This window comes from Yoonia sp. R78084 (genome assembly GCF_044595625.1).
Lineage (GTDB): Bacteria > Pseudomonadota > Alphaproteobacteria > Rhodobacterales > Rhodobacteraceae > Yoonia.
Map to the genome: position 1 here is coordinate 3216162 of NZ_CP138993.1, position 24021 is coordinate 3240182.

The 24021-nt window shown below is 55.9% G+C and carries 29 protein-coding genes and 1 tRNA gene; 16 read left to right on the forward strand and 14 right to left on the reverse strand.

Features of this window, described 5'->3' with window-relative positions; genetic code table 11:
- The first annotated feature begins 30 nt into the window (after positions 1-30).
- From SJY29_RS16095 to SJY29_RS16110, 4 genes are read left to right on the forward strand one after another with little or no spacing between them, the layout of a single operon-like run.
- Positions 31-1158 (forward strand): ABC transporter permease, encoded by a 1128-nt coding sequence (locus tag SJY29_RS16095; protein ID WP_400084837.1) that lies wholly within the window; start codon positions 31-33, stop codon positions 1156-1158.
- Positions 1158-1934 carry an ABC transporter ATP-binding protein gene (locus tag SJY29_RS16100; protein ID WP_400084839.1) on the forward strand — a complete coding sequence of 259 codons (777 nt, stop codon included), beginning with the start codon at positions 1158-1160 and terminating at the stop codon, positions 1932-1934. Before SJY29_RS16095 ends, SJY29_RS16100 begins: the two co-directional genes overlap by 1 nt.
- On the forward strand, positions 1934-3133 hold the full coding sequence (locus SJY29_RS16105; protein ID WP_400084841.1) for an MlaD family protein: 1200 nt from the start codon (positions 1934-1936) through the stop codon (positions 3131-3133). Before SJY29_RS16100 ends, SJY29_RS16105 begins: the two co-directional genes overlap by 1 nt.
- A 5-nt stretch (positions 3134-3138) precedes the next feature.
- Positions 3139-3747: an ABC-type transport auxiliary lipoprotein family protein gene (locus SJY29_RS16110; RefSeq protein WP_400084844.1), complete on the forward strand. Its 609-nt coding sequence runs from the start codon at positions 3139-3141 to the stop codon at positions 3745-3747.
- A 20-nt stretch (positions 3748-3767) separates the two neighbouring features.
- Here the strand turns inward: SJY29_RS16110 and SJY29_RS16115 are convergent, their stop codons facing one another.
- On the reverse strand, positions 3768-4196 hold the full coding sequence (locus SJY29_RS16115; protein WP_286163681.1) for a DUF2267 domain-containing protein: 429 nt from the start codon (positions 4194-4196) through the stop codon (positions 3768-3770).
- 166 nt (positions 4197-4362) lie between these two features.
- On the opposite strand from SJY29_RS16115, the gene SJY29_RS16120 reads away from it, so the two are divergent.
- Both SJY29_RS16120 and SJY29_RS16125 read left to right on the forward strand, forming a co-directional pair.
- Positions 4363-4677, forward strand: coding sequence for a TraR/DksA family transcriptional regulator (locus tag SJY29_RS16120; protein WP_400084847.1), 315 nt, complete (start codon positions 4363-4365; stop codon positions 4675-4677).
- A 73-nt stretch (positions 4678-4750) separates the two neighbouring features.
- Entirely contained in the window at positions 4751-5635 is an 885-nt protein-coding gene (locus tag SJY29_RS16125; protein WP_400088960.1) for an MBL fold metallo-hydrolase, read from the forward strand.
- Positions 5636-5739: 104 nt separating this feature from the next.
- On the opposite strand, the gene SJY29_RS16130 is transcribed toward SJY29_RS16125, so the two are convergent.
- Positions 5740-6102 carry a hypothetical protein gene (locus SJY29_RS16130; protein WP_220000155.1) on the reverse strand — a complete coding sequence of 121 codons (363 nt, stop codon included), beginning with the start codon at positions 6100-6102 and terminating at the stop codon, positions 5740-5742.
- A 113-nt stretch (positions 6103-6215) separates the two neighbouring features.
- Positions 6216-6653 carry a host attachment protein gene (locus tag SJY29_RS16135; protein WP_400084851.1) on the reverse strand — a complete coding sequence of 146 codons (438 nt, stop codon included), beginning with the start codon at positions 6651-6653 and terminating at the stop codon, positions 6216-6218.
- A 116-nt stretch (positions 6654-6769) separates the two neighbouring features.
- Between SJY29_RS16135 and SJY29_RS16140 the strand changes: the two genes are divergently transcribed.
- Positions 6770-8299: a PAS domain S-box protein gene (locus SJY29_RS16140; RefSeq protein ID WP_400084854.1), complete on the forward strand. Its 1530-nt coding sequence runs from the start codon at positions 6770-6772 to the stop codon at positions 8297-8299.
- Here the strand turns inward: SJY29_RS16140 and SJY29_RS16145 are convergent.
- Positions 8251-9021 (reverse strand): response regulator, encoded by a 771-nt coding sequence (locus tag SJY29_RS16145; RefSeq protein ID WP_400084857.1) that lies wholly within the window; start codon positions 9019-9021, stop codon positions 8251-8253. The genes SJY29_RS16140 and SJY29_RS16145 overlap by 49 nt on opposite strands.
- A gap of 166 nt (positions 9022-9187) precedes the next feature.
- Between SJY29_RS16145 and SJY29_RS16150 the strand changes: the two genes are divergently transcribed.
- Positions 9188-9865, forward strand: coding sequence for a helix-turn-helix domain-containing protein (locus tag SJY29_RS16150; protein WP_286163682.1), 678 nt, complete (start codon positions 9188-9190; stop codon positions 9863-9865).
- 226 nt (positions 9866-10091) lie between these two features.
- On the forward strand, positions 10092-10931 hold the full coding sequence (locus SJY29_RS16155) for a universal stress protein (RefSeq protein ID WP_400084860.1): 840 nt from the start codon (positions 10092-10094) through the stop codon (positions 10929-10931).
- 15 nt (positions 10932-10946) lie between these two features.
- Here SJY29_RS16155 and SJY29_RS16160 read toward each other — a convergent pair whose 3' ends face one another.
- Positions 10947-11639, reverse strand: coding sequence for an endonuclease/exonuclease/phosphatase family protein (locus SJY29_RS16160; protein WP_400084863.1), 693 nt, complete (start codon positions 11637-11639; stop codon positions 10947-10949).
- 52 nt (positions 11640-11691) lie between these two features.
- Here SJY29_RS16160 and SJY29_RS16165 point away from each other — a divergent pair, with 52 nt between their 5' ends.
- Positions 11692-12327, forward strand: a complete 636-nt coding sequence (locus tag SJY29_RS16165; RefSeq protein ID WP_400084866.1) for a hypothetical protein — start codon at positions 11692-11694, stop codon at positions 12325-12327.
- A gap of 73 nt (positions 12328-12400) precedes the next feature.
- On the opposite strand, the gene SJY29_RS16170 is transcribed toward SJY29_RS16165, so the two are convergent.
- Complete coding sequence (locus SJY29_RS16170; RefSeq protein ID WP_400084868.1) at positions 12401-13495, reverse strand: tyrosine-type recombinase/integrase; 1095 nt, start codon at positions 13493-13495, stop codon at positions 12401-12403.
- A 365-nt stretch (positions 13496-13860) separates the two neighbouring features.
- On the opposite strand from SJY29_RS16170, the gene SJY29_RS16175 reads away from it, so the two are divergent.
- The 4 genes from SJY29_RS16175 (at position 13861) to SJY29_RS16190 (ending at position 18647) form a co-directional block, all read left to right on the forward strand.
- Complete coding sequence (locus tag SJY29_RS16175; protein ID WP_400084871.1) at positions 13861-14283, forward strand: helix-turn-helix domain-containing protein; 423 nt, start codon at positions 13861-13863, stop codon at positions 14281-14283.
- Positions 14284-14674: 391 nt separating this feature from the next.
- Positions 14675-16165, forward strand: coding sequence for a DGQHR domain-containing protein (locus tag SJY29_RS16180; RefSeq protein ID WP_400084873.1), 1491 nt, complete (start codon positions 14675-14677; stop codon positions 16163-16165).
- The gene (locus SJY29_RS16185; protein ID WP_400084876.1) at positions 16165-17520 is read left to right on the forward strand and encodes a hypothetical protein; all 1356 of its coding nucleotides are present in this window, start codon (positions 16165-16167) and stop codon (positions 17518-17520) included. The genes SJY29_RS16180 and SJY29_RS16185 overlap by 1 nt, the downstream gene beginning before the upstream one ends.
- A gap of 5 nt (positions 17521-17525) precedes the next feature.
- The gene (locus tag SJY29_RS16190) at positions 17526-18647 is read left to right on the forward strand and encodes a DNA adenine methylase (protein WP_400088962.1); all 1122 of its coding nucleotides are present in this window, start codon (positions 17526-17528) and stop codon (positions 18645-18647) included.
- A gap of 102 nt (positions 18648-18749) precedes the next feature.
- Here the strand turns inward: SJY29_RS16190 and SJY29_RS16195 are convergent, their stop codons facing one another.
- The gene (locus SJY29_RS16195; RefSeq protein WP_400084878.1) at positions 18750-19064 is read right to left on the reverse strand and encodes a hypothetical protein; all 315 of its coding nucleotides are present in this window, start codon (positions 19062-19064) and stop codon (positions 18750-18752) included.
- Positions 19065-19526: a hypothetical protein gene (locus SJY29_RS16200; protein ID WP_400084881.1), complete on the reverse strand. Its 462-nt coding sequence runs from the start codon at positions 19524-19526 to the stop codon at positions 19065-19067.
- On the opposite strand from SJY29_RS16200, the gene SJY29_RS16205 reads away from it, so the two are divergent.
- The gene (locus SJY29_RS16205; protein WP_400084883.1) at positions 19525-19764 is read left to right on the forward strand and encodes a hypothetical protein; all 240 of its coding nucleotides are present in this window, start codon (positions 19525-19527) and stop codon (positions 19762-19764) included. The genes SJY29_RS16200 and SJY29_RS16205 overlap by 2 nt on opposite strands.
- Before the next feature lie 370 nt (positions 19765-20134).
- On the opposite strand, the gene SJY29_RS16210 is transcribed toward SJY29_RS16205, so the two are convergent.
- The 4 genes from SJY29_RS16210 to SJY29_RS16225 all read right to left on the reverse strand — a co-directional run bounded on the left by SJY29_RS16210 (position 20135) and on the right by SJY29_RS16225 (position 21831).
- A complete protein-coding gene (locus SJY29_RS16210; RefSeq protein WP_400084886.1) occupies positions 20135-20278 on the reverse strand; it encodes a hypothetical protein in 144 nt (47 codons plus the stop codon).
- Positions 20275-20745, reverse strand: a complete 471-nt coding sequence (locus SJY29_RS16215) for a plasmid mobilization protein (protein ID WP_400084888.1) — start codon at positions 20743-20745, stop codon at positions 20275-20277. Before SJY29_RS16215 ends, SJY29_RS16210 begins: the two co-directional genes overlap by 4 nt.
- Positions 20742-21599, reverse strand: coding sequence for a hypothetical protein (locus SJY29_RS16220; RefSeq protein ID WP_400084891.1), 858 nt, complete (start codon positions 21597-21599; stop codon positions 20742-20744). The genes SJY29_RS16215 and SJY29_RS16220 overlap by 4 nt, the downstream gene beginning before the upstream one ends.
- 155 nt (positions 21600-21754) lie before the next feature.
- Positions 21755-21831, reverse strand: a tRNA-Arg gene (locus tag SJY29_RS16225).
- A 178-nt stretch (positions 21832-22009) separates the two neighbouring features.
- On the opposite strand from SJY29_RS16225, the gene SJY29_RS16230 reads away from it, so the two are divergent.
- On the forward strand, positions 22010-22966 hold the full coding sequence (locus SJY29_RS16230; protein ID WP_400084894.1) for a LacI family DNA-binding transcriptional regulator: 957 nt from the start codon (positions 22010-22012) through the stop codon (positions 22964-22966).
- Here the strand turns inward: SJY29_RS16230 and SJY29_RS16235 are convergent.
- Together SJY29_RS16235 and SJY29_RS16240 are read right to left on the reverse strand one after the other, a co-directional pair.
- Positions 22963-23661, reverse strand: coding sequence for a transcriptional regulator (locus SJY29_RS16235; protein ID WP_400084897.1), 699 nt, complete (start codon positions 23659-23661; stop codon positions 22963-22965). The genes SJY29_RS16230 and SJY29_RS16235 overlap by 4 nt on opposite strands.
- Positions 23639-23920 carry a hypothetical protein gene (locus SJY29_RS16240; protein ID WP_400084900.1) on the reverse strand — a complete coding sequence of 94 codons (282 nt, stop codon included), beginning with the start codon at positions 23918-23920 and terminating at the stop codon, positions 23639-23641. Before SJY29_RS16240 ends, SJY29_RS16235 begins: the two co-directional genes overlap by 23 nt.
- Positions 23921-24021: the final 101 nt, after the last annotated feature.

The window sequence follows — 24021 nt, forward strand, 5'->3', positions numbered from 1 at the left end:
CCCTGGATCGTGCCGACATAGAAGGTGGATATGGACACTCGCGGATCGCGCCCAGCCGATAACACCACCGCCCCGCAAATGAACTTTGTGGATGGTGTCCTTGTGCTGGAGGGGGATTTTCTGATCGGATCAGTGGACGGCCTGCTTGCACAGCGGGGTCAGGCTGAAACGATTGATCTGAGCGGTGTCACACGGCTGGATACGGCGGGTGCTTGGGCCGTTGTAACGCTGGAACGCCGGATCAAGGCTGCTGGCGGGATGCCGAAGATAACCGGCGCGACATCTCTACAAAGCGATCTGATCGCGACCTTGCGCCAGAATATGCCGGAAACAGACATACCCTTTGCACCGAAAAAGTCGGTTGCCGACAGGCTTGAACAGGTGGGGCGGTCAACGGTCAGCGCGTTTCAAAAGACAATGGCGATTGTCGGGTTTCTTGGCCGCGTTGTTGCGACGATTGGAGGGTTGATCGTGCGGCCGGGGCGGATCAGGTGGACCGCCATTGTGCACCACATGCAGCAGGTGGGGCTGAACGCCGTCCCGATTGTGTCGTTGATGGCCTTCCTGATCGGTGTCGTGCTGGCCTTTCAGGGGGCTGCACAACTGCGCCAGTTCGGAGCGGAGGTATTCGTCGTTGATCTGATCGCGATCTCGATTTTGCGTGAGCTCGGTATTCTGCTCACAGCGATTATCGTGGCGGGACGGTCCGGTTCGGCTTTTACCGCTGCGATTGGGTCTATGAAAATGCGCGAAGAGATTGACGCAATGCGAACCCTCGGGCTTGATCCGGTTGAGGTGTTGGTCGTGCCTCGCGTGATCGCCTTGACCATCATGTTACCGGTTCTGGGGATCATCGCGAACTTTGCGGGCCTGTTCGGCGGCGCGCTCATGTCATGGATTGAACTTGGCGTTTCTCCTGGCGTGTTCCAGTCCAGATTGGTCAGCAATACCGGTGTTGAGCACCTGTTCGTGGGGCTGATCAAAGCGCCGTTCTTTGCGTTGATTATCGCAATTGTGGGCTGCTTTGAAGGGATGCAGGTCAAGGGCAACGCGGAATCCTTGGGTCATCTGACCTCGACCTCTGTGGTGCTGGCGATCTTCCTTGTGATCGCCGCGGATGCGCTGTTTTCGATCTTTTTTGCCGTGTTGGGGGTCTGATGGACGAAGCCCCTATCATCAGTGTTCGCGGCCTTGTCACCCGTTTCGGCAAGCATACGGTCCATGACGGCCTCGATCTTGATGTGCGGCAGGGCGAGATCATCGGGATCGTGGGCGGATCAGGGACCGGCAAATCGGTGCTGCTGCGTGCCGTCGTGGGGCTGCTGAAGCCTGCTGACGGCCAGATTACCGTCTTTGGCGAAAACGTCCGTGATACCAGTGCCGAGGACTACCGCCGCCTGCGCCGTCGCTGGGGTGTGATGTTCCAGGATGGCGCGCTGTTTTCATCGCTGAATGTGCAGCAAAACGTCGAGGCGCCCATGCGTGAACAGCTTGCGCTGTCGCCCGAGACTCGCGCGGCACTGGCCGCGATCAAGGTGCGCATGGTGGGCTTGCCCGAAGATGCGTTGCAAAAGATGCCCTCCGAACTTTCCGGTGGGATGCGCAAGCGGGCGGGCTTTGCGCGCGCGATTGCACTTGATCCCGAGATTGTCTTTCTGGATGAACCGACGGCCGGACTGGACCCTATTGGTGCTGCGGCCTTTGATACGCTGATTGCGCAATTGCGCCGCGCATTGGGTTTGACGGTGTTTCTGGTCACACATGACCTTGATAGCCTGCATGCAATCTGTGACCGTATTGCTGTTCTGGCCGAAGGCCGCGTGCTGGCCACGGGGACAATGGGGGAAATGCAGAACGTTGATCACCCGTGGGTGCAGGCCTACTTCAAAGGCCCGCGCGCCCGCGCCGCTTTGGCACAAAAGGAAACCATCTGATGGAAACCCGTGCGAATTTTATCATCATCGGCCTGTTTACCTTGCTGGGAATTCTGGGCGGTCTGGGGTTTTTCCTGTGGTTGGCCAGCGTCCAGATCGACCGGCAATACGCGCAATATGGCGTGCTTTTTGACAATGTGTCGGGTCTGGACCAATCCGCAGAAGTGCTGTTCAACGGGGTTTCCGTTGGCAGGGTGACGGGCATTCGCATCTGGGAAGACGACCCGAGCAAAGCCTATGTTGCGGTGGAAATTGATTCCACCACGCCGGTTGCCGTGGATACGATTGCGCGGCTGGAGTCACAGGGTGTGACCGGCGTGGCCTATATTGCGTTGTCAGGCGGTGCGCCCGGCGCGCCGGTCATCCCACTGGATGGCGACGAAGTACCGATTATCCCGTCGCGGCAATCGACCTTTCAGTCACTTGTCAGCAGCGCGCCCGACCTGATCGCGGATGCCTCTAGAATTGTCTCGCAGCTTGAGCAGCTGACGGGCACGGAAAATCAGGAACGCGTGCGCAGTATTCTGGAAAACGTTGATAATGCCACCGATGGATTGGAACAGGCGCTGACGGATTTCTCTGATATTTCAGAGACTTTGCGCGCCGCGACCGCGCAGGTCACAGGCTTTGTTGCTGAATTCGACGGTGTGGGAAACAGCGCAAGGGCGACGCTAGACGCCGCTGACGGGTCTTTTGCCGCCATCACCGAAACCTTTGGCAACGCGAATGCGGCTATCGAAAATCTTGGCCCCGCCATAGATCAGGCCAACGCCGCGATTGCAGCGATCAATACGCTGGTCACAGAGGATTTCGCCCCGTTGGCCGATGATTTGCGCACGACGCTGGGCAATGCGGATACTGCCCTTGCAAGTGCCGATCAGGCCTTTGTGCGTGCCGATGGTTTGATGGTGGATGATCTGGGCCCCGCCTTGGCTGAGACCCGTGCCGCGCTCACTGATTTGGCGGAAACTGTGGCCACGGTGACTGATGACGTACCGGCGATCATGGCCGATCTGCGCGCTGGCGTTGCCGAGGCGCGTAGTGCGATTGCTGCAATCAGCCCCGGCATGCGCGACTTTGGCGCGCTGGGTGGCGAAGCGCGCGCCGCTGTCCGTGCCCTGAATGATCTTATACGGCGTATCAACCAGGACCCCGCAGGTTTTGTGCTGGATAACCGCGTTCCCGAATACCGGAGGTAAGACCGATGACCCTGACAAGACGGACCTTTACGTTGGCGACACTTGCCTTGCCCGGTTGCACGGCACTCGGGGTTCTCAATGACGCGGCCGCTCCGCGCGATACCTATGCCTTGCAGCCTGTCAGCAGCGCCGGTCAGACAAGACGATCATCGCGGACATTGCTGGTGCTTGAGCCAAGCGCCGCTGCCGCAATCGCCACCGACCGGATCTTGATCAAGCAGGACCCGCTCTCTGTCACTTATCTGCCTGATGCGCGCTGGGCCGATACCGTGCCGAAGATGTTCCAGACGGTTCTGATCCAGTCAATCGCGTCCAGTGGGCAGATCGGCTTTGTGGGCGCACAAGGCGCTGGGCCTGTGCCTGATGCGGTGCTGCTGACGCGGATTGATGCTTTCGGGGTTGACCGGCAAGCGGATGGCACTTTCTTGGCAAGGATGTCGTTCGAGCTGACTGTGTTGCGTGACCGCGATCAAAGGGTGTTGGGCACACAGCGGTTTGCCACGACTCTCGCGGTTGCCGATGATCAGGCCGATACAATCACGCGCAGCTTCCAGCAGGCGCTGGAAGCGCTCTTGAGGCAGGCGCTGCCATGGGTCGCCGCACGGGTGGGGTGAAGCATATAAGGATGGTGGCCCTAGGGGGCGGGCCACAAATCGCGTAACTCCTGTGGCAGGCAAGCGCGGACATCCTCCACCTCGCCCCGCGAGATATGGGCATTGATCACGTTGAACACGGCCTTTATGTCGCTTGGTCCCTGATAGTCGATCACATCGCCGACCTGCGCATCAACTGCTGCAATGAAATCTTCCGCGTGACGTTCCTGAACCGGCGTCAGCTTTGGCTGCCAGCCTTCAAAGAACATACCACGCACAAGCATCGGAAGCTGCGCCGAAAACTGTGCCATTTCATCGACCGGAAGGTGATCGCGAATTTTGGTGAGTACGGTACGCAGCAAGCGAAGGACCTCGCGTTCATTGGTCCAACCGGTGCGTCCGGCCAGATCGTTCACCCATTCATGTGCCTCATGGGTCGTGCGTTCAAAGACATGGATCATCCGGCTCATCACAAATTTCCTTTTCACTGGGTTTACGAACCACTGGTACCGGAACGCACGGGGCTGGTATTGATCAAAATCAAAGCACGTTGGGGGCGAAGCTGACATAGCTGGGGCATCTGGATTACGGGCGGAATGAGTGCGCCCCATCCCAAAGTTATGGAAGGACAGGCACGTGGCTTTTGAAGAACGCAAAGCACAGATCGAAAACCGGATTGCAGAGCTGACTGCACATATGCAGAAGATTTCCGACGATCTTGATCAACCCCTTCCGGCCGATCTTGAAGATCAGGCCATTGATCTTGAAGATGACGAAGTCCTGAGCAGCCTTGGACAGAGCAATCAGAAAGAGGTGGGGCTCTTAAATGATGCGCTGAAACGCATCGCGAAGGGCACCTATGGGATTTGCGCCAAATGCGGCGGTGACATCTCTCCGGAACGTCTGGATGCCGTGCCCTACGCCGTCACCTGCCGCAAATGTATGGGGTAGGATTGATCTCGATCAATGAAGGCGCTGAGCCATCTATATATTCCGATATCGTAATGTATTTTATGAGGAGAAACTGATGCCTTATCCTGTTGATATGAGGATCAAACCCCATGTTTCGCCCTTCTTTGACGAGGCAACAAATACGATCAGCTATGTCGTGTCGGAACCTGATGGCGATCATTGCGCGATCATTGATAGCGTGCTGGATATCGACTATGCCGCAGGTCGTCTGACCTATGACAGCGCCGACGCGCTGATCGCAGAGGTGCAGCGCCGCGACCTGAAGCTGGACTGGATCATCGAGACCCATGTGCACGCCGACCATCTGAGTGCTGCCCCCTACATTCAGGAAAAGCTGGGCGGCAAGATCGGTGTCGGTGAGAAGATCACGGTAGTGCAGGACACTTTTGGCAAGATCTTTAACGCAGGCACGGAATTCCAGCGCGACGGATCGCAGTTTGATGCGCTGTTCAAAGAAGGCGACACCTATCAGATCGGGAATATGCAGGCCTTTGTCATTGCCACGCCGGGGCATACGCCTGCCTGTATGGTGCATGTCATCGGTGATGCCTGTTTCGTCGGTGACACGCTCTTTATGCCCGACGGCGGATCCGCACGTGCCGATTTCCCCGGTGGTGACGCGGGCACGCTTTATGACAGCATCCAGAAGGTGCTGGCCCTGCCTGACGACATGCGTCTTTTTATGTGCCATGACTACGGCCCCAATGGCCGCGATATTAAGTGGGAAACCACTGTCGCCGAGGAAAAGGCCCATAATATCCACGTAGGCCGCGGCAAGACGCGCGACGAGTTCATCAAGTTCCGCACAGAACGCGACGCGACGCTGGATATGCCCCGCCTGATTATTCCGTCGCTACAGGTGAACATGCGTGCGGGCGAAGTGCCGAGAGATCAGGACGGCAACGAGATGCTCAAAGTGCCGTTGAACAAGCTCTAGTGTCCTGATCCCAGCCACGTGCACGGGCTTGATCCTCCCAAGAAATAACCCCGCTCAGTCTGACTGAACGGGGTTATTTTCGCTCTGCCGGCTACGAATTCCGTCTAGACGGGGGTGTGCTTGGTCTGGCCTTCGACGATTGGCATCATATCCATCCCCATCTTGATCAGCTTGCCTGTCTCAAGGGTGTATTGAGCATAGGTCTTTTCGAGGAACTTCATTTGCACCTTCTGCAATTCTTCGGCAGACTTGCATTTCAACAGCTCGCCTTGGGTCTTGGCATCTTCGCGGATCCGGTCTGCGACGAAATTTGCAACCTCGCTGTTGATTTCGGCAACCTTGTCAAACCATCCGGTATGCATCAATCCCAAGGGATAGAGGCCCGCATCCTCGAATTGTTTCATCCATGCCTTACCCATTGTGAGAAGGGCATCGTCAGCGGCAGTCTCATTTTCTGATTTCGACATCATCTGTTCCCCTTGTTTCTTACTGTGGATATTTTAGCGCGTTGCGACGAAATCGGCGTTGATATGCATCAACTTTGACAGTGCGCGCTTGGAGCGGGCGCGGGGATCACTGCCTAAACCAGCATGATTTCAGTCAGATGATCAGGTAGGTCAGTCAGCGGGATATGTGTCAGGTCTTTGGGCACCTCGGCGCGCAAAGCAGATTTGACTTTCGGCGTCAGTGACTTGCGCAGGATACCCAGCATGGCGGGAGAGGCCACAAGAACAAGCCGCTCAAATTCGCCTTGATCAAGCGCGGCCTCGAGACAGGCAACAATGTCATCGGCAAATGCTGCCGCTGCGAGCCCTTTGAGATCGGGGTCAGAGATATTGCCACGGTTTGGTCCAACGGGCGCAGTGGTCATTCCCGGGGCATCGGACAACTCGGTGATCGGCGGGGCTTCCAGCCCTTCGGTGCTATGACCGTAAATCCCTTTTCCGGGGCCATCATTGACTGCAATCCGCACATGTTTGGAATCCGCCAATACGATCCATGTTTTATGTGGTTTCATTGCCATTTCTCCCGTGAGTTTCGGGCAATTTATGGGCATGGCGCGGGGTGCAGTTGATTTTTCTCAATATTAGGGGTCACTCTGCGTGAACACTCCGTGTGGAAAGGCAGACCCTGATGAGCGATGACCAACGCGATGCGCTTTTGTTCATGGCCCTGCTTGATGCAATGCCCGATGCGGTTCTTGTGAGTAATGCTGAGGGCGTGATCATGCAGGCCAATCCCGCCGTCGGACGCCTCTTTGGCCATGATCCGGCGGAATTGATCGGCGAAAGCGTCAATATTCTGATGCCGCAAGCACTCGCGGATCGGCACAATGGCTTTATGGAAAACTATCTGAATACCGGCATTGCGCGGGTTATCGGGTTGGGGCGTGCCGTCGAAGGGCTGCGGCGCGATGGCACCGCCTTTCCGTTGCATTTGTCCATCGGGAAGGCCGAGCAGGCAGGACAGACCTACTTTATCGCAATCCTGCACGATCAGAGCAAACGCAAGGCTGCCGAGGATGCCTTGGCGCGCTCTGCCCGCGTTGATGCGATCGGCCAGATGACCAGCGGGATCAGTCACGATTTCAGCAATATCCTGACCGTCATTATTGGCAATCTCGAGCTGTTGGAGGCAAGGATCGACGGCGAGGACAACAAGGCGATCCTGTCTGATGCGGTCGAGGCGGCGCATTTGGGTGCAGAACTGACCGCGGGGATCAGTGCATTTGCACGCACCACAATTACCCATTGCGACCCTATCGACGTGAATGAGGCCTGTGACGCGGCCACGGCCCTCATCCAGCGCACCTTTGATCCAAAGTACGAAATCATCTTCGAGCGCTGCGACCCCTTGCCGATTGTCCTCGCGGATACCACGCAGTTGCAATCAGCACTTATCAACATCGCGCTGAACGCCCGTGATGCTATGCCTGATGGCGGCAAGTTGATTATCCGCACAGAGACGGTCCTGATTGATGACACTTACGTTGCGCAGGAACTCGACGTCGCGCAGGGTCACTATGTCCGCATTTCGGTAACAGATACCGGCATCGGTATGGGGCCGGACACGCAACAAAAAGCGTTCGAGCCGTTCTTTACGACCAAACCCATCGGGCGCGGAACCGGACTTGGGCTTGCGATGGTCTATGGCTTTGTGCGGCAATGCGCTGGCCATGTTGCGATCTACAGCGAGATAGGGCTGGGAACGACAGTCGCTCTGTATTTCCCGATCCTTGGTGAAGCCCCAGTTATGCGCCAAACCGCCGGAGAAAGCATCAGCCGCCACGAGGCTAACGGGCAATCTGTTTTGGTGGTTGAAGACAACCCACAGGTACGCCGTCTGACTGTCGCGCGGCTCAAGGAGTTGGGCTATGTTGTTGAGGAATGCGGTTCTGGCGATGACGCTGCCGAAATACTGCGTCAGAAAGACACGATAGACGCGGTGTTTACCGATCTGGTGATGCCAGGGGAACTGGATGGCCTCGCGCTCGCACGGCACATCGTGGCGACCTATCCGCACATCCGTATTCTGCTGACGTCAGGCTATGGCGAAGATATCCTGAACGCCAAGCACGCTGAGACAAATCTGCAGATCCTGCGCAAACCCTACCGTCAGTCGGATCTGGCCAATGCGCTTTCGGCGCTCTTCGATGGTGGATGATTGTCACAGTCCCGGACGTCGCATGTGAACGAATATCCGATACCGCGGATGGTCGAGATCAACCGTGGTGAAGCCGGGTTGCGTTCGATCTTCTTGCGCAGACGGGCAATCTGGTTGTCGATGGTGCGGTCGAGCGGTGCATAGCTTTGCCCGCCTGTCAGATCCATCAGTTGTTCGCGCGAAAGTACGCGTTTCGGGCGGCGCAAAAAGACCTCTAACAGCGTGAACTCGCCGCTTGTGAGGTCGACCAAGTCATGGTTGCGGTCCAAGAGCTTCATCTCTGCGGGCATGGCGACCATGTCGTCGAATACCCAACACGGGCTATCGGGCGGCGTCAGGGTGGGCTGGGCTGTGCGGTGTGACCGACGCAGGATTGATTTGACGCGTGCAACCACCTCGCGCAGATGAAACGGCTTTGAAATATAGTCGTCTGCGCCAATCTCGAGCCCGACGACACGGTCAATCACGTCACTCTTTGCAGTCACCATAATGATCGGAACAGCGGATGTCTGGCGAATGGCCTTGGCCACGTCCAAACCGTCATCTCGTCCCAGATCAAGATCCAGCGTCACAAGATCAACCTGACCCTCAGCAAGCGCCTGAAGCGTGGCTGCTTTATCGCCCGCCTCGCGTACCTCGCTGCCCTCGCCTTCAAAGCAACGCCGCAGCAGGGTTCTGATCTTTGGATCATCGTCGACGACCAAGATGACAGCGTTTTTCATGAACGGCCTCCGTTCCTCAATACAACTGGAGAGTAGGGACTCGGCAGGTTTGAACCTAGCCTATTTGTGGCTTTGATACAAATTGATACAATTTGATACGACCGCTCAGGTATGGGCGATACGAAGGCTCAATAGGTTTCCTGGACCGCAAAAAAAGGAAGCTGCCATGTACGTGACCTCTGCGCCAAGCATCAATGATGAGATGATCGTCATTCCATCCCGTAAGCCATCCATTGCAAGACAAGCAACGATAACAATCAAGCCGGGCAAGCATCTGTTTCTTGAAGATGACCCCGCTGACTTGATTTATGAAGTGGCCAGCGGAATTCTGCGTCTGACACGGATCATGGAGGATGGCCGGCGGCAGGTCATCGCTTTCGGTTATCCCGGCGACACCGTCGGTTTTCCGAGCAACGGGCGCTATCACACAGATTGCGACGCGCTTGTGCCGACAACACTGATCGTGCATCGCCGCTCGGATCTTGAGAGCGCCAAGGGTGATCCAGAACTCCATCTGCGCCTATTGCGGGCCGCCTTGCGTGAAATCAGCGGGATGCAGGACCATTTCATGATGCTAGGCCGCAAGTCCTCGATTGAAAAGCTGGCGTCTTTCCTGATGGTGCTTTCGGCACGTGTGGGCGAACCGCTTGGAGAGTATACACAAATCGCCTTGCCCATGACCCGGGCCGATATCGCGGATTTTCTGGGCCTGACCACGGAAACCATTAGCCGCACGTTCACGCAATTGCGCAAGTCGCAGATCATCGCGATCGACCATGTGAACACTGTTGTTATTCTGAAACCCGTTGGTTTGCGTGCTATTGCGCAGGGCGACAGCGATTAGTCCTGAGTTCCCCCATGACTGCCGAGGCCGCGAATAAAGACGCGGACCTCGGTTTTTTCTGCACAATCGAAACAGATGCCGAATGACCTGCTGCGATTGAGCAATGTCAAAACCATCACGCATTGCCCTCGCTAGAACGGTCTTGACGCATCAACGCGTTCCAAAAACGATCGTAGCCTGTCGCGCCGGATGTTCCGGATGCGGCAGCTGAACCGGAGGATATCTTATGACCCTGCGCACCATCCTTGTTTGCCTGACCAGCACAGCCTCGGCGGCAGAACTCTTGCGGTCTGCCGCGGTTCTTGCACGGCGGGACAATGCCCATGTTATCGGGCTTTATGTTACGGAATCGCTGGTGGTTTACCCCGGCATTGCGGTCCATATCCCCGAGGTGAGCTATCAGAGTTTTCTTGCCAGCCAAAAGGCGCATGCCAAAGAGGTGAAAGACATATTTGACAGCTTCGCGAAATCCGAAGATTTCCCCACAGAGTGGCGGCAAGTCAGCAGCGAGAACGGCTTTCTTGCCGATAGCATCATCGCCAATGCGCGCTTTGTCGATCTGGTCGTGGTGGCGCAAGAAGAGGACGGTGAAGAACGGCCGCTGATCAACAGCCTGCAAGAGCGGGTGATCAAAGAGAGCGGGCGCCCCGTGCTTGTCATTCCGCGAGGCTATACAGCCGAAAAGCTGGGCGAGACTGTCTTGTTGGGGTGGAGTGATACCCGCGAGGCGACACGGGCGGTACATGATATGATGAACTTGGTTGGTGCGGGTGCAAGTGTGCGTGTTCTGCGCGTCGGCAAACCTCCCAGCAATACTCTGGCAGATCATGCCGCCATTGATCTTGCTACCGCACTCAGCCGGCATGGCCCCAGTGTCGAGATTGTGCATCGGGAAAAAGACGGTGAAAAAGTGCCCGATATCCTTTCGCACGAAGCCTTTGAGATGGGCGCGGATATGATCGCTACGGGCGCATTCGGACATTCCCGGGCCTATGATTTCGTGATCGGCGCCGCGACGCGGCACCTCCTCCGCGATGCCAAGCTGCCGGTGATGTTCTCGAAATAGGACGGTGTTGGAGCTTCAGGAAATATCGGCCCAGATCGGCAGATGGTCCGAGGCCATCCGCGCAAGCGGGCTCTCATCAACCCCTGCATCGCTGAGCGTCAGACCATGCGAGAGCGCCAGCCTGTCCAGTGCCGCAATCGGGCGGGCGGCGTGAAAACTCCGGCCAGGGCTATGAAGGTCAAAGCCCTCTTCCAGCGCCTCAAAGCCGCGTGTCACAGCCCATTCGTTCATATCACCGATGATGGCCACCTTCTGGCTCGGGCCTAACCCTGCCACGATGGCGCGCAACTGGCGGCGGCGGGACTGGCGCAGCAATCCCAGATGCACCCCGACGATTGTGAAACCGTTCTCAATCGACACAGACACAGCACCACGCGGCTCGGCACCCGGCAATTCAATCCGGCTGGCGGTTTTCACCGCGATGCCACGCCGGACCAGAACGGCGTTGCCGTGCCAGCCAAGGCTGACGTCATTTGCGGCCAGTGGGACGACATCAAAATCGGTCGCCTGCGCAATCAGGTTTCTCGGGACCGCTGTCGGCCTGTCACCAAGCCTGCGGTCGGCCTCCTGCAGGGTGATCACATCCGCGTCCAGTGCATTGATCACGTCAAGCACACGCCCTGGATCACGACGGCCATCAAGACCGCGCGCCTTGCGGATGTTGTAGCTGGCCAGGCGGAGAGTGCGGTTCTTGCGGGAGTGTGACATGAGCGTCATATATGTAGGAAATACAATATAAACAGAGGTCGCCTGTGTGAGAGTGGAACTGCGCCAACAAGGATATCTGGTCCGGGGCCTGTGGGCACTCTTGATTCTGGCAGCGGCGGCGGCGGCGTATGAAGGGCGCTGGTCACTCACATTTGTCGCTCTTGCAACGCTGGCATTGGCATTGGCGCCGCTTTTCCTGGCCCGCAGGCTCGACATCACCTTGCCACTGCCTTTCGTCACCGCCGTCACCATCTTTGTGATCGCTTCGATCTTTATGGGTGAAGTCTTTGATTTTTATGAGCGGTTCTGGTGGTGGGACATCGCACTGCACGGCTCGTCCGCCATCGGCTTTGGTTTGGTCGGGTTCATCTTTGTGCTGATGATGTTCGAGGGCGACCGCTTTGCCGCGCCACCATGGGCGATGTGTCTGATGGCGTTCGGTCTGGCGGTAACCGTCGGTGCGTGTTGGGAAATCTTTGAATATGCAATGGACCAGTGGTTCGGGCTGAACATGCAGAAATCAGGGCTACAGGACACAATGGGCGACCTGATTGTCGATGTCATCGGTGCTGCGTTGGCCAGCTGGCTTGGCTATGTCTACCTGCGGGCCAAGGACCCGTCGTTCTGGACATGGCCAATTGACCGGTTCGTGGCACTGAACAAAAAGCTGTTCCGCAAACACAGGTAATCGCGTGATTAATGGTGACCCCGGCAGGATTCGAACCTGCAACCTGCCCCTTAGGAGGGATGCGTTCATAGCGCTATTCCTTATGTGATTTCTTACTGTTGGGTGTTTGTACAGCGTCGTCCTGTACGTGGTTTGTACGAAAACGGGCCCTGATGTCAGCCTCATCGGTCTCTGCGTGGGCATAGATGCGCATGGGCAAATTGGGGTCTGACCATCGCCCAGCTTTAGCTGCCGTGACTGGATCGACGCCCTGTCGGACGACTAACTCAGTGAAGAACCCATGCCGCCCAGCAGGGTGGGCTGAAAGATACGGGATGCCCGCACGCTTGCAGATCGTCTTCCAGCGCGTGTTGTAACCGGTGGAGCTGCCATAGCCAAAAACACGCGCCTTCATCAGTTTGCCGGTCTTGCGGTTCTTGGGCCGTTTGGCTGGCAGTGCGAGAAGCTCGTCCATCATCTGAGGCGAAACGGTGATCCAGCTTTCCGGATGCCCCTTCTGAGCTTTTACTCGGACTTTGTTTTCGTGCGGCCGAAGGTCATCAGGCTCCAATGACACGGCTTGATCAATCCGCGCAGCCGTTTCGAACATGAAACGGACCAGCGCGGCATTGTACGGATCAGCTGCGCGACAAAAGGCCTTGATCCATTCCTTATCAGCTGGCGTGCGCTCGACGCGGCTAAGCTTCCCGCGCCGCTTGTCCTGCGCGATCCGCTCGAACTTGTCGTAGGGCTTCACGCGGATCAGCGGCGTCCCCTCCAGCTCGTGGGCATTGTTGATCACAGCACTCGCGGGCGTCACGATTTCGCGCCACCAAGTGTCGGTCGACGCTTTGGGTTTCAGTTTCGGCCCAAGGCTCTTCAGCAAAGCACCGGAAATTGCACTTAACGACAGGTCGCCGATTGCTTCGACAATCGGGATCAACTGCTTTGCTGCTTTGGGGGACGCGTTGTAGAGCATGATTGCATCAGAGAACGTCTTGCTCGGTTCGTCTCCCACGACGTAGCGACGGATCTGCCGTTCTGTCTCATGGTTTATCCAGTCCCGTGCGCCCTCTTCTGTAGATGCCTTAGTGCTTCGCCGGTATGGGCCGGCGATTGGCCTGCCGTTGTATTCAATCCACCCCTTGGCCCAGTAGACACGGCCCCTCTTGTAAATTTGGAGCGGCATGACTGGCCTCCTTCAAAAATCGTATCAATTTGCGCGGGCGTGATCAGCATGGTCCGCCCAAGGCGATAAAATGCGCCCGTTTCATTGGCGCGTTCGCGCAAGGTGCGTTCTGAAATATCGATCCCCATCCCGGCCATAACTTCGACCCACTGTGCGGGCGTTTTCCCAAGCCCCAGGATCTGAGAGCTGTCTGAATAATTGGTCTCTGCCATTTCAGTCGTCCTTGTCCGCTTAAGTTGAATCAGCGACACGCATGGAATCGCTTGTTCTGCACCTTCTGACGTGGTCAGATGGGATTAACTGGAATTTTATGTCATTTTGTGCAGTTTCGCGCAATTTGGCAGTCACGTCAATGGGAACCTTGCATGGCGCGGGATTTGAAGGCTGTCTTCTCGGCAATGGGTGCGCGTCTTGCGATCGCGCGCAACGAAGTCGGCTTGACGCAAACCGCTATGGCGGACGCGATCGGCGTCTCACACCGCGCCTATCACAGCTACGAAAAAGGCCAGCGCGGCCTTCCCGTTGAAGCCTTAGTCGCGATTGCCGATAAATTCGACGTGGACGCAGCTTGGATCCTCTTAGGCACAAAATCCGTCAGGGCGGCGCATGATTTCGAGGCGCTAAAGCGGATCGAGATTTCGCTGGATCAACACCTCACGGAGGAAAACATCAAGATTAAGAGCGAGAAACGCGGAGCAATCGTAGCGCGCTGGTATCAGTCACACGTCGAAGGCCGTGAAGTCAGTAACGACGATGTGCACACATGGATCGAGTTGGTAAGGGATTAAACAAATGCGACCACCTAGCAAAAGTTGGCTCAAAGTTCGGCATGCCACTCTTGAAAGAGCATGCGATGCTGCCATTGAGCCCCTGAAACCGCTTTACGGTGTTCACCTAGGCGCGTGTGCGATCTATTTGATTGGTTTCGCATACCTTTTTTCCTCTGACATTCCGCCAGAGCCAACCACGATTACACTTACCATGCTACTTGTGGTTGCTGCATCGGGGGTGTTGGTACCAATCCTTACCGCTTCAGTTCTCACTTTGCATTTTGCCAATCAAAAATTGAGAAAGCTGCTGAATGATTATGGCAACTCTACGCAAATAAATTAGTAGTAGAACAAAATTTTATGGCGATCTCTCGCCGAATTACCCAAATTCACACAAGGCTGAAAGAGTATGAACAAAAATAGCGGTCAGGCACCCAAGATAAACGCTCTGAAGTTTACCCAGTGGCTCGATATCTGGGACGGGTTTGAATATTCGACAAACCCACCTGACAGGAAACCGAAACCTTCAATGTTCATTTTCTCCATGAACGCTTCGACGCTGCGCAGCTATAGCGACGTTTATAAGCGTGAACGAAACAGTGTTGACGCTGAGGGCATTCAAAGAAAAAGAGACGAGAAGCGAACGGAACGGATCCAAGAGTTTGTCCAATACGGTTATCCGTACGGCGACTTGAAGGAGAACCAACGCACCTTGGACAAGGTAGCCCTTAGAAAACCAGGCTGGCTGCCAACCGCTATCGTAGTGAACATCCTCGAACCCGGCGACGTGCGTCGGGGCAAACAAGCCTCTAAAGGTCTGACGGCAAAAGTTCAGGAAAATTCAGGGCAATATCAGATCCAACTGCCTGACCTAGGCCAGTTCTCTCAAGATGATGTGAGACCCTTCGAAGTCATAGATGGCCAGCATCGGCTGTGGGCCTTTGAGGAGCAGTTAGATGGCGATTATGAGCTGCCAGTCGTCGCATTTCATGGGCTCGACATTGCTTGGCAAGCCTATCTTTTCTGGTCGATCAATGTCTCTCCGAAACGGATCAACCCTAGTCACGCTTTCGACCTTTATCCTTTGCTTAGGAACCAAGCTTGGCTTGAGCAAACAGGTGATCTGACCGTCTATCGGGAAGCTAGGGCGCAGGAAATCACAGAGTGGTTATATAAGCACCCGGATTCCGTATGGAAAAACAGGATCAATATGCTTGGAGAAAGTGGCGCTGGTCGGGTGAGCCAGGCAGCATTCGTGCGTTCGTTGACTGCTGCATTCTTCGGAACCGGTCGTGGTAAAGCGGGCCGTTACGGCTTGTTTCAAGCGGCCACCCCCGGGCAAGAAGAGCCCTTGTCCTGGACTAGATCGCAACAGGTTGCTCTTGTGCTCGAGTTTTGGCGGTTGGTCAAAGAAGCCATCGATGACGGCGAAGCTGGAGATTGGGCAGACGCCTTTACGGGCGCGGAGCCCGAAAGAGATCCTTTCGACGACCGAAGCTCCATGTTGAATCAGGATATGGGTGTCCGTGCGGCCCATGCCGTCGTGAACGACTTTCTGTATCGTTCCGTTGACCAATGGCAACTTGCAGATTGGGTTGCAGAGGAGTTTGACGAGACCGATACCAATGAAGAAGATGTCACAAGATCTTTGGAAACATTACGAAATCAGAATTTCTACAAGCACTTCAAAGAGTTGGCGCTTGCGCTGACACGTTTTGATTGGCGATCATTGGATGGGCCGGGAGTTCGAGACAATCGAGATTTAGAGCTTACACGTCGTGCGTACCGCGGGAGCGGTGGTTATACCCTCCTGACAAACGACATCATACGAGAGTTAGCTACATCTCAATCAAAGAGCGTCGCGAAAATGGCCGAAACAATCTCCACCGGCGGTGAGTAATGGCGACGCCACTTGTAAACAGTCAGATTGGGTTGGCGAGCCCTGCATCCATTGTGTCCGAACTCATGACCTTTGCAGGAAAGCCGGTAAGAGAATGGCTGCCTGTGGGGCATCCGGCTCAAACTGGACAGGTTTTTGAACCCGGCACGGACAAAACAATCCGGAAAGTGCGGAAGGCGCGCCAACATCTGAATGCAGTTCAGATGGTTGAGTTGGTGGCCGCTTGTGGCCCCAACCATTGCTTGGATGGGTGGGGCTACCTTGCTCGCAGTGTAAGCGCCCTTGTTGCGAGAGATGGCCACTCTGCCAAGCATATGGCGTACTATGCTCAACTTAGGGCGGCAATGAGTATTCTCGCGATTTCAGGTGTCGGAATTTTCAACTGCTTGAATATCTGTGTTGATGCGAATGGTGCCATCCACAAACTAGAAGACAACAGGGAGAACGATAGCGGAAGGAATACTCACTCTATTGTTTGGCCTGCGTTAGATGCTTGGCTTCGAATAGATACAAACGCCGCTAGGTTCCTTTCGGCAATAACGCTACATGGCTCGAACCTCAAAGACGCTTTGCATTCAATTTGGCCTAGCAAACAACCTGCATCAATTGTTGTTCCATTGATCGACGCTTGGGCATTTGATTTGAACATTGCTTCGAAGCACCATGATCAGAGGAATATATCAAGTTACTCGCCCCACGATTTGAACGAAATACCCTGTTCATTCCAGGATGAGATGGACTTTTTGTCTGAGACATGGAGGTCTCTGGAACCGTCTACGCCCAACGGGTTTGTTCAACTCGACAACCATATGCTGCGGCGTATGTTTCAGATGATCCACCAGAAAGACAATTCTGCGTTAGATCCTGCAGACCGAAGTCCGCTGGATAGTAGCTCAGTAGCAACTAGATATAGCGAATTGCAGCCAACACTTCAGCAGGCTGTTCCGAAAGCATTTCTTCTAGACGAGGCTGGAACAGGTGAACCTCAGCTATTTCAGCTGGCGTCTACGGACGGGTCGACCCCTCGCGCAATGATCTCGCGTGCCGTACTTCTGCTGAGAGCTGCAACGGCGCTAAATGTGCTAACTCTAAACGAGGCTGGATTCTCTCAAGACGGGACAGAGATTAGACCATGGATTGATCCCCTGCTTGTTCATCGTGGCATTGTAGCTGCAGATGCGTTGCCAGACAGAATGGCTGATCTGTGGGATAGTACCAAGTTCGCAGTCGAAGACTTCCAAGCATCGTTGACTGATTGCTCGTATGAACCGCACGCCTTCTTTACCGCAAACCTCAACGGGACTCCCGACGTCACGCAGCTTGAGCGCGCTGCGATGTGGGGTATCTGTCCGTGAAGTATATGGGCTCAAAACGGTCCATGTTGACCAACGGGCTTGGGGACGCGCTCAGCCAATCGATAGCGGAATGCAATCGTGTATTTGACCTGTTCACAGGGTCTGGAGCCGTTGCGTGGCACGTCGCTCAGAAATACGACCGTGAAGTAATTGCTTCCGATCTCCAATCTTATGCGGTCGCACTAGCCGCCGGGGTAATTGAAAGAACAGAGCCTCTTGCTGATCATCGTTGGCTAGACAGCTGGTTTGACTGTGCGAGAGAGATGCAGCCAAGTCGCTTCTTTCAGAAGGCCACAAACCTGCAAGAGAAGCTGGAGGTTGAGCAAATCGCGGGGGCTGCGATTGAGGCACGGGAACTCTGTGCAGACTTTAACTTGCCTGTCTGTTTTGCTTACGGAGGCTACTACTACTCGCCGCTCCAATCGCTTTGGCTTGACACGCTACGCATTGCTCTTCCAAAGAATGCCAATCAGCGCAGGATTGGCCTTGCAGCTCTAATCATCGCAGCGAGCCAATCAGCCGCCGCTCCAGGTCACACGGCACAGCCGTTCAAACCGAATGAAACAGCCGGGCGCTTCCTGAAAGAAGCTTGGATGAGGGATATCCAGTTCTTGGTCAAACGGGCAGCCGTCTCCGTGTCCGAAAAACATGCCCTAAAGGCAGGTAGGGCGATTGTCGGTGATGCGAACGAACTGGCTAACCAGGTAATTGAAGGGGATCTAGTTTTCTTGGACCCACCTTATTCCGGCGTACATTACAGTCGGTTTTATCATGTTCTGGAAACTGTCGCCCTCGGGGAAGTGGGCGAGATATCAGGTAACGGCCGGTACCCTCCTTCAGAGGAGCGCCCCCGCTCACAATACAGTTTACGGACGAGATCCAAGCCGGTTCTTGATGGTTTGCTCAAGGTGATTTCACAAAAAGGGGCATCTGCAATCGTAACTTTTCCGGCTGGTGCCGCGAGCAACGGATTGAGTGGCGAAGACGTTGCGGATTTGTCCGAGCGTTACTTTGCGATTGAAGAAGTCAAAGTCTCTTCCCGTTTCTCAACCTTGGGAGGCGATAAAAAGCACCGGGAAGCAAGGCAGAACACGACCGAACTAATTTTGAGACTTTCACCTAAATAGAACACGACCCCAAACCTTTAGAACACAAAGCAAGACATTGGTGGCAATCTTTCGCTCAGCGCTTCACTCAATGCGTCAGCCTTCGGTCGTGACCCCGCTCATCTAACTCTCGTTCAGCCGCTTCTCGGCGTCTTTCGCTAGTTTCCAGCTGGTTTCTAATCCCGACTGAAGCTTCGCGAAATTCTGCTCCTCGCGCAGCAAGTCGGCCAATGTGGTGACGGACGTGAGATGTGATTTCATCAATAGCGCCACGCAGTGCGCCAAGCCATTCACCTTGCTTTCGATCCTGCTGGTCGAGCGTTTCTCCAAGGCGTGCAATTCCTTGGCTGAGCTCTCGCAGGCCGTCACCAACCGTTCGACGGATGCGAGCAATTCGCGTTCCAATGCTGTCAGGGGTGTTGTCGGCGGATTGGTCATCTAAGGCTCCTTGATCTCGATGCAGATGATGGGCCGTTGCGCCATCGTGCAGGTCTTCAACTCGGTCCGGTCGGGGTCCAGCGTCACCCATGTCTGCCCCGCCTGTTCGATCCGCGTCAGACCCAGCCTCATCATCTCTGAACGCGTGATCAAACCTGTCCAAAACCAACTCGCGATCAGCACCGTCGCGATCCAGGCTGAGACCATCCCCACGATCACCCAGGGTGAGATCGTCAACCAGCGCCTGATCGTCTCGCTCCGCCTCTCCAACTCGCTCCTGCTGTCGCTCAGAAAGAACCTGATATCGGTCTCGATTGTATGCAGCGCGCTGGTCGCAATGCTGCTGAAATCGTTCCTGAAGCTCTCGAGCTGAGATGCCATCAAGGCGGCGTGGTCGCTGCGTATTGTCTCCAGGTCCGCGTTCAATTTCTCGGCGAGGCGGTTCGGCTTGCCAATCGTCATGGAAAATCTCTCCTTTCAAACGCCAGCGCTCGCCGGTGTCGGGGTCTTTGGCGGTGATGTAATTCTTGCTGGCACGGGGGATCTCGAATCCCGCGTCAGTGAGTGCGTCGATCATGCTGGCACGGTCAGTAATGGTGCCGACGCTGATCTGATCGAGGATCCAATCATGCAGCGCCTCGCGCCCCTGTGCGCGGGTTGGGGCCTCAATCGTCGCCCTTACCTCCCGTGCGCGTTCTGACTCCAAAGGGTCTGCCCAACCGTGCGTCTTGTTCAACAGGTCGCGCAAGCTTGCAAACGCGTTCTCATGCCCTGGGGGCGCGATGTTCAGGGCCTTGCCGGTGCTCAGCTCAAGTCGTGGCGTGCAGAAGTGCAGCTCGACATTGCCTTCGTGCGAGTGGCGCACCCAAAGACAATCGTATTGATCCCTGTCCAGCCCAGCAAAGGCCAGAGCCTCAAATAGCTCAATGGCCTCTTGCTGGGCAGCGGGACTGGGATCATCGCTCTCGGCAAAGCTGATCACGCCCGCCGTGAAGCTCCACTTGTTGGGGCTCGCATCGATCAGATCACGAGTTTGATCGGGATTGCAATGCAGTACCTCTGGCAGCGGGTTACGGATCTCTGGTTTGCGGCTGGCCGTTGTCATCGCGGATCAGATTGCGGTTCTCATCATAGGCCAGCACTTCACGCGCTGTTAGGTAGTCGACGGGTGCAGCTCCGCCGCCTGTGCCGGTGGAGAAGAACGAGATGATCATTCGCCGCCGCCGGTGTGTGCCGCTGCGATCTGCGCCATCTGCCGTTCGATGACCACCAGCTGCGTCGCGACCTTAAGCGCATCGATCTGGCTCGCGCGACCGGATTTGACCGCGCCGTTGATCCAGCGGGAGAGCTGATTGAGGTTGCCGCCAACGCGGGCAATCGCAAAGGTCAGCTTCGGGTCAACATGAGGGACGGGCTTGCGTCGACGTGCCTCGGTCAACCCCAAGGCCTCCCGCATCAGCGTGGCATTGGGTAGACCAGCGGCGCGCGCTTTGGCCACAAGCGCTGCCTTTTCCGACGGGGTGCATCGAAAGATCACGCTCTCGGAAAGGCCCTCTTTGACGCCGCTTGCGCGCGTCCGGTTGGGGTTTGAAGGGGAGGCTTGCCGCCCCTCACAAGTCCCGCCGATGTAATCGGTGGGTAACCTTGCTCTCTGCTCTTCGTGGGGATCGGTCGCACTCATACTCTGAGTCCCGCCGCCTCGATTTCAGCAGGGCTGACCAGGTTTGCAGCCAGCAAGGCTGTCACTTGGCCGGGTGTGATGTGGCGGCACAGCGGATGGCGGTCCGTGACCCAGTCAGCCAAGCCTTTCAGCAATTCAGCCTCTTTGGCTTTGCCCGCTTCTCGCGCCTCCTCAACCTCCTGAAGGTGTTTCAACCAACGGCCAGAGGAGAACCAATTGTCGGAGAAGCACACCTTCGAGCGGGTGAAGCCTTCGCTCTCGGTCGCATAGGCCCGCACGGCTTCCCCGAAGTCTTTGGCATCCACTCCATCGGCCAACGCTTGGCGGATTTGTGAAAGACAAACCGCTTTGCCGCGAATGCGATCCTCGGGATAGGCGGACAAAATCTTTTCAGAAACTTCATCCTCCACCGCCGCCTTCGCGTGCGAAGGATTTGGTTTTTGATATGGTTTATATCTGTTCTTATAGGATTTGCCCTCTGGGGCAGATGGCTTGCCCTCAGGGGCAAATGCATCATTTTCCCTTTCAGTCGGATCCATTTGCCCATTTGGGCAAATGGAGTTGCCCAGGGCATACCAACAGGTCCGGTCATAGCGATCATCGCTGAAATTGCCCTTGATGATCAGCTCTGCGCTAACCAGCTTTTCGAGCGCCGTTCGGATCTGCTTTTCGCTCAGATATGGGAACAGCTCACCAAAGGCCGAGATCGAATTGTAGGTCCAGTACCGCCCGTCACGAAGGTTACGGCGATTGGCTTGGTTCTTCTCGATCCAGAAGGTGATGTTCTGGAAAATCACTGCTGCATTGAGACCGACACGTCCGGCGATTTCGGGATCAAAGCTATGGCGGCTCATGATTGACCCCCGAAATACGCACAAATGTGCGAATTTTGTACAGGTTTTGTACGAGAAATCGCCCGTTTCAGCCGATTTCGCCGCGAAAGCTCACGGGACTTTTTGCAAGCTTCTGCACAAAGCCTTGAAAATAATTCATATTTTTCAGGTGTTTTTGGCGACCCCGGCAGGATTCGAACCTGCAACCTGCCCCTTAGGAGGGGGCTGCTCTATCCAGTTGAGCCACGGGACCATCCGATGTGTTGAATGCATCGCTTTGCCAAATTGGTCAACTGTCATGCGGTTCTGGCTTTTGTCGCAAAGCCCCGCTAACAATAGACGAAACCACGGACGGGACCCTTCATTTGACGAATAAACCAAGACGCCCACTGACCTTGCGCGATGTGTCCGAAGCATCCGGGGTAAGTGAAATGACCGTAAGCCGCGTGCTGCGTAACAAAGGGGACGTCAGCGCCGCGACACGGCAGAAAGTACAGGATGCCGCGAAATTGCTGGGCTATGTCCCCAACAAGATCGCAGGCGCGCTTGCCTCGCAGCGCGTTAATCTGGTCGCGGTGATTATTCCATCACTGGGCAACATGGTTTTTCCAGAGGTGCTCTCGGGGATTTCCGAGACGCTGGAGGGTACCGATCTGCAACCGGTGGTCGGTGTTACAGACTACCTGCCTGAAAAAGAAGAGAAAGTTCTCTTTGAGATGCTCTCGTGGCGGCCTTCGGGTGTGATTATTGCCGGGCTCGAGCATTCCGAGGCGTCGCAAGCCATGCTGCGGCAGGCGGGTATCCCTGTGGTCGAAATCATGGATACCGATGGCGAACCGATCGACCATTGTGTCGGCATTTCCCACCGCCGCGCAGGGCGCAAGATGGCGGAAGAGATCATTGCCGCCGGTTACAAGCGGATCGGCTTTATGGGCACAAAGATGCCGCTCGATCACCGCGCGCGCAAGCGGTTCGAGGGGTTCACGCGGACGCTTGCAAAGGCAGGCATCGAGATCGCGGATCAAGAATTCTATTCCGGCGGCTCAGCCCTTGCCAAAGGGCGCGAGATGACGGCCAAGATGATCGAACGCACGCCGGATCTGGACTTCCTTTATTACTCGAATGACATGATCGGTGCGGGTGGTCTGCTTTTTCTGCTGGAGCAAGGTATTGATGTGCCAGGCCAGGTGGGTTTGGCCGGTTTCAACGGGGTCGAGCTCTTGGAGGGTCTGCCACGGCAATTGGCCACGATGGATGCCTGCCGCCGTGAAATTGGCCAGAAAGCTGCGCGGATTATCGCGGCGCTCAATGCCGGTGAGGACGTGCCGGACGGCCCCGTCATTGCGCTGGAACCCATCCTGGCCGTAGGTGATACCCTGCGCCGCTAGATCATGCGAATGACGTCTTTGTCGATTGCCAGCACATAGCCTTTGCGGGCGATGTTCTTGACCAGAAGCTCGCTCATCATCTGGTTGCCCAATGTGTCGCGCAGGCGTTTGATGCGGGTTGCCCCTGCGGCCTCATCGCAGTCGGCGGCATCGCGCCCCGAGATCACCCCTTCGATTTCAGCCCCTGTCAGAACTTCGTCGTCCATGCGTGCTTCGGCCAGCACCGAAAGTGTTTCAATCGCGGCATCGGTCAGTTTGAATTCAAAATCATTCAGATACACCGCCTTTTGATCGCGGCTGATTGTGAGAGAGTTCACCTCGATCCCTTGCCGTTCAATGCGGCCCATCCGGCGGTTCAGGGCAATCAGCATGACAAGGAAGGCGACAGCAGCAATCAGGAGCGCCGTCGCAAAGACCAGCAGAACGAAGATCACAAAGCGGTAAGAGGCCAGCGTATCGGAGAATGCCGTGCCGGATCCTGCGAGGATTTCCAGCAGCTTGATTTCGGCGTTGCTGGTCAGGTTGTCGTTTTCAATAAAAAGCCGTTCGACGCGCATATTGAATGCATTGGCATCCGGCAGGTTGATAAACAGCAGCACGGCGGCAATTGCCAGAATCAGAACAATGGCCGCGATCCCTGCGATAACGATCTTGTTGCCGATTTCGCGTGCTTCAGTAGCGGAGGAAGAACTCACCTGCGCTGTCCTTTCTTTCATCAAGGCCTGCGTCATCAAAGACGCCCAGCACATTCAAAAGCTGCCAACCGCTACCGGCCAACCGGTCACGCAGTTGGCTTTCGGCCGATCCAACCGAGCAGTCGCCCCGCACCTCGGCCACACCGTAGTGCAGCCGGAGAGGATCGTCCTGCTTGGCCTTGTAATCGGCATAGCAGGCCGCCTGCGCGAGGGTCGTGCTCAGCATGAGCGCCATGAATGAGAAAGAAATGTGTTTCATGCCCCCACCTGATCCAAAGCAGTTGTGATATTCAATAACGCCCAATGTTATCGCGATGGCAATCCTATAACCATCCCTCGTTATTGTTTGGCAAGCTACTG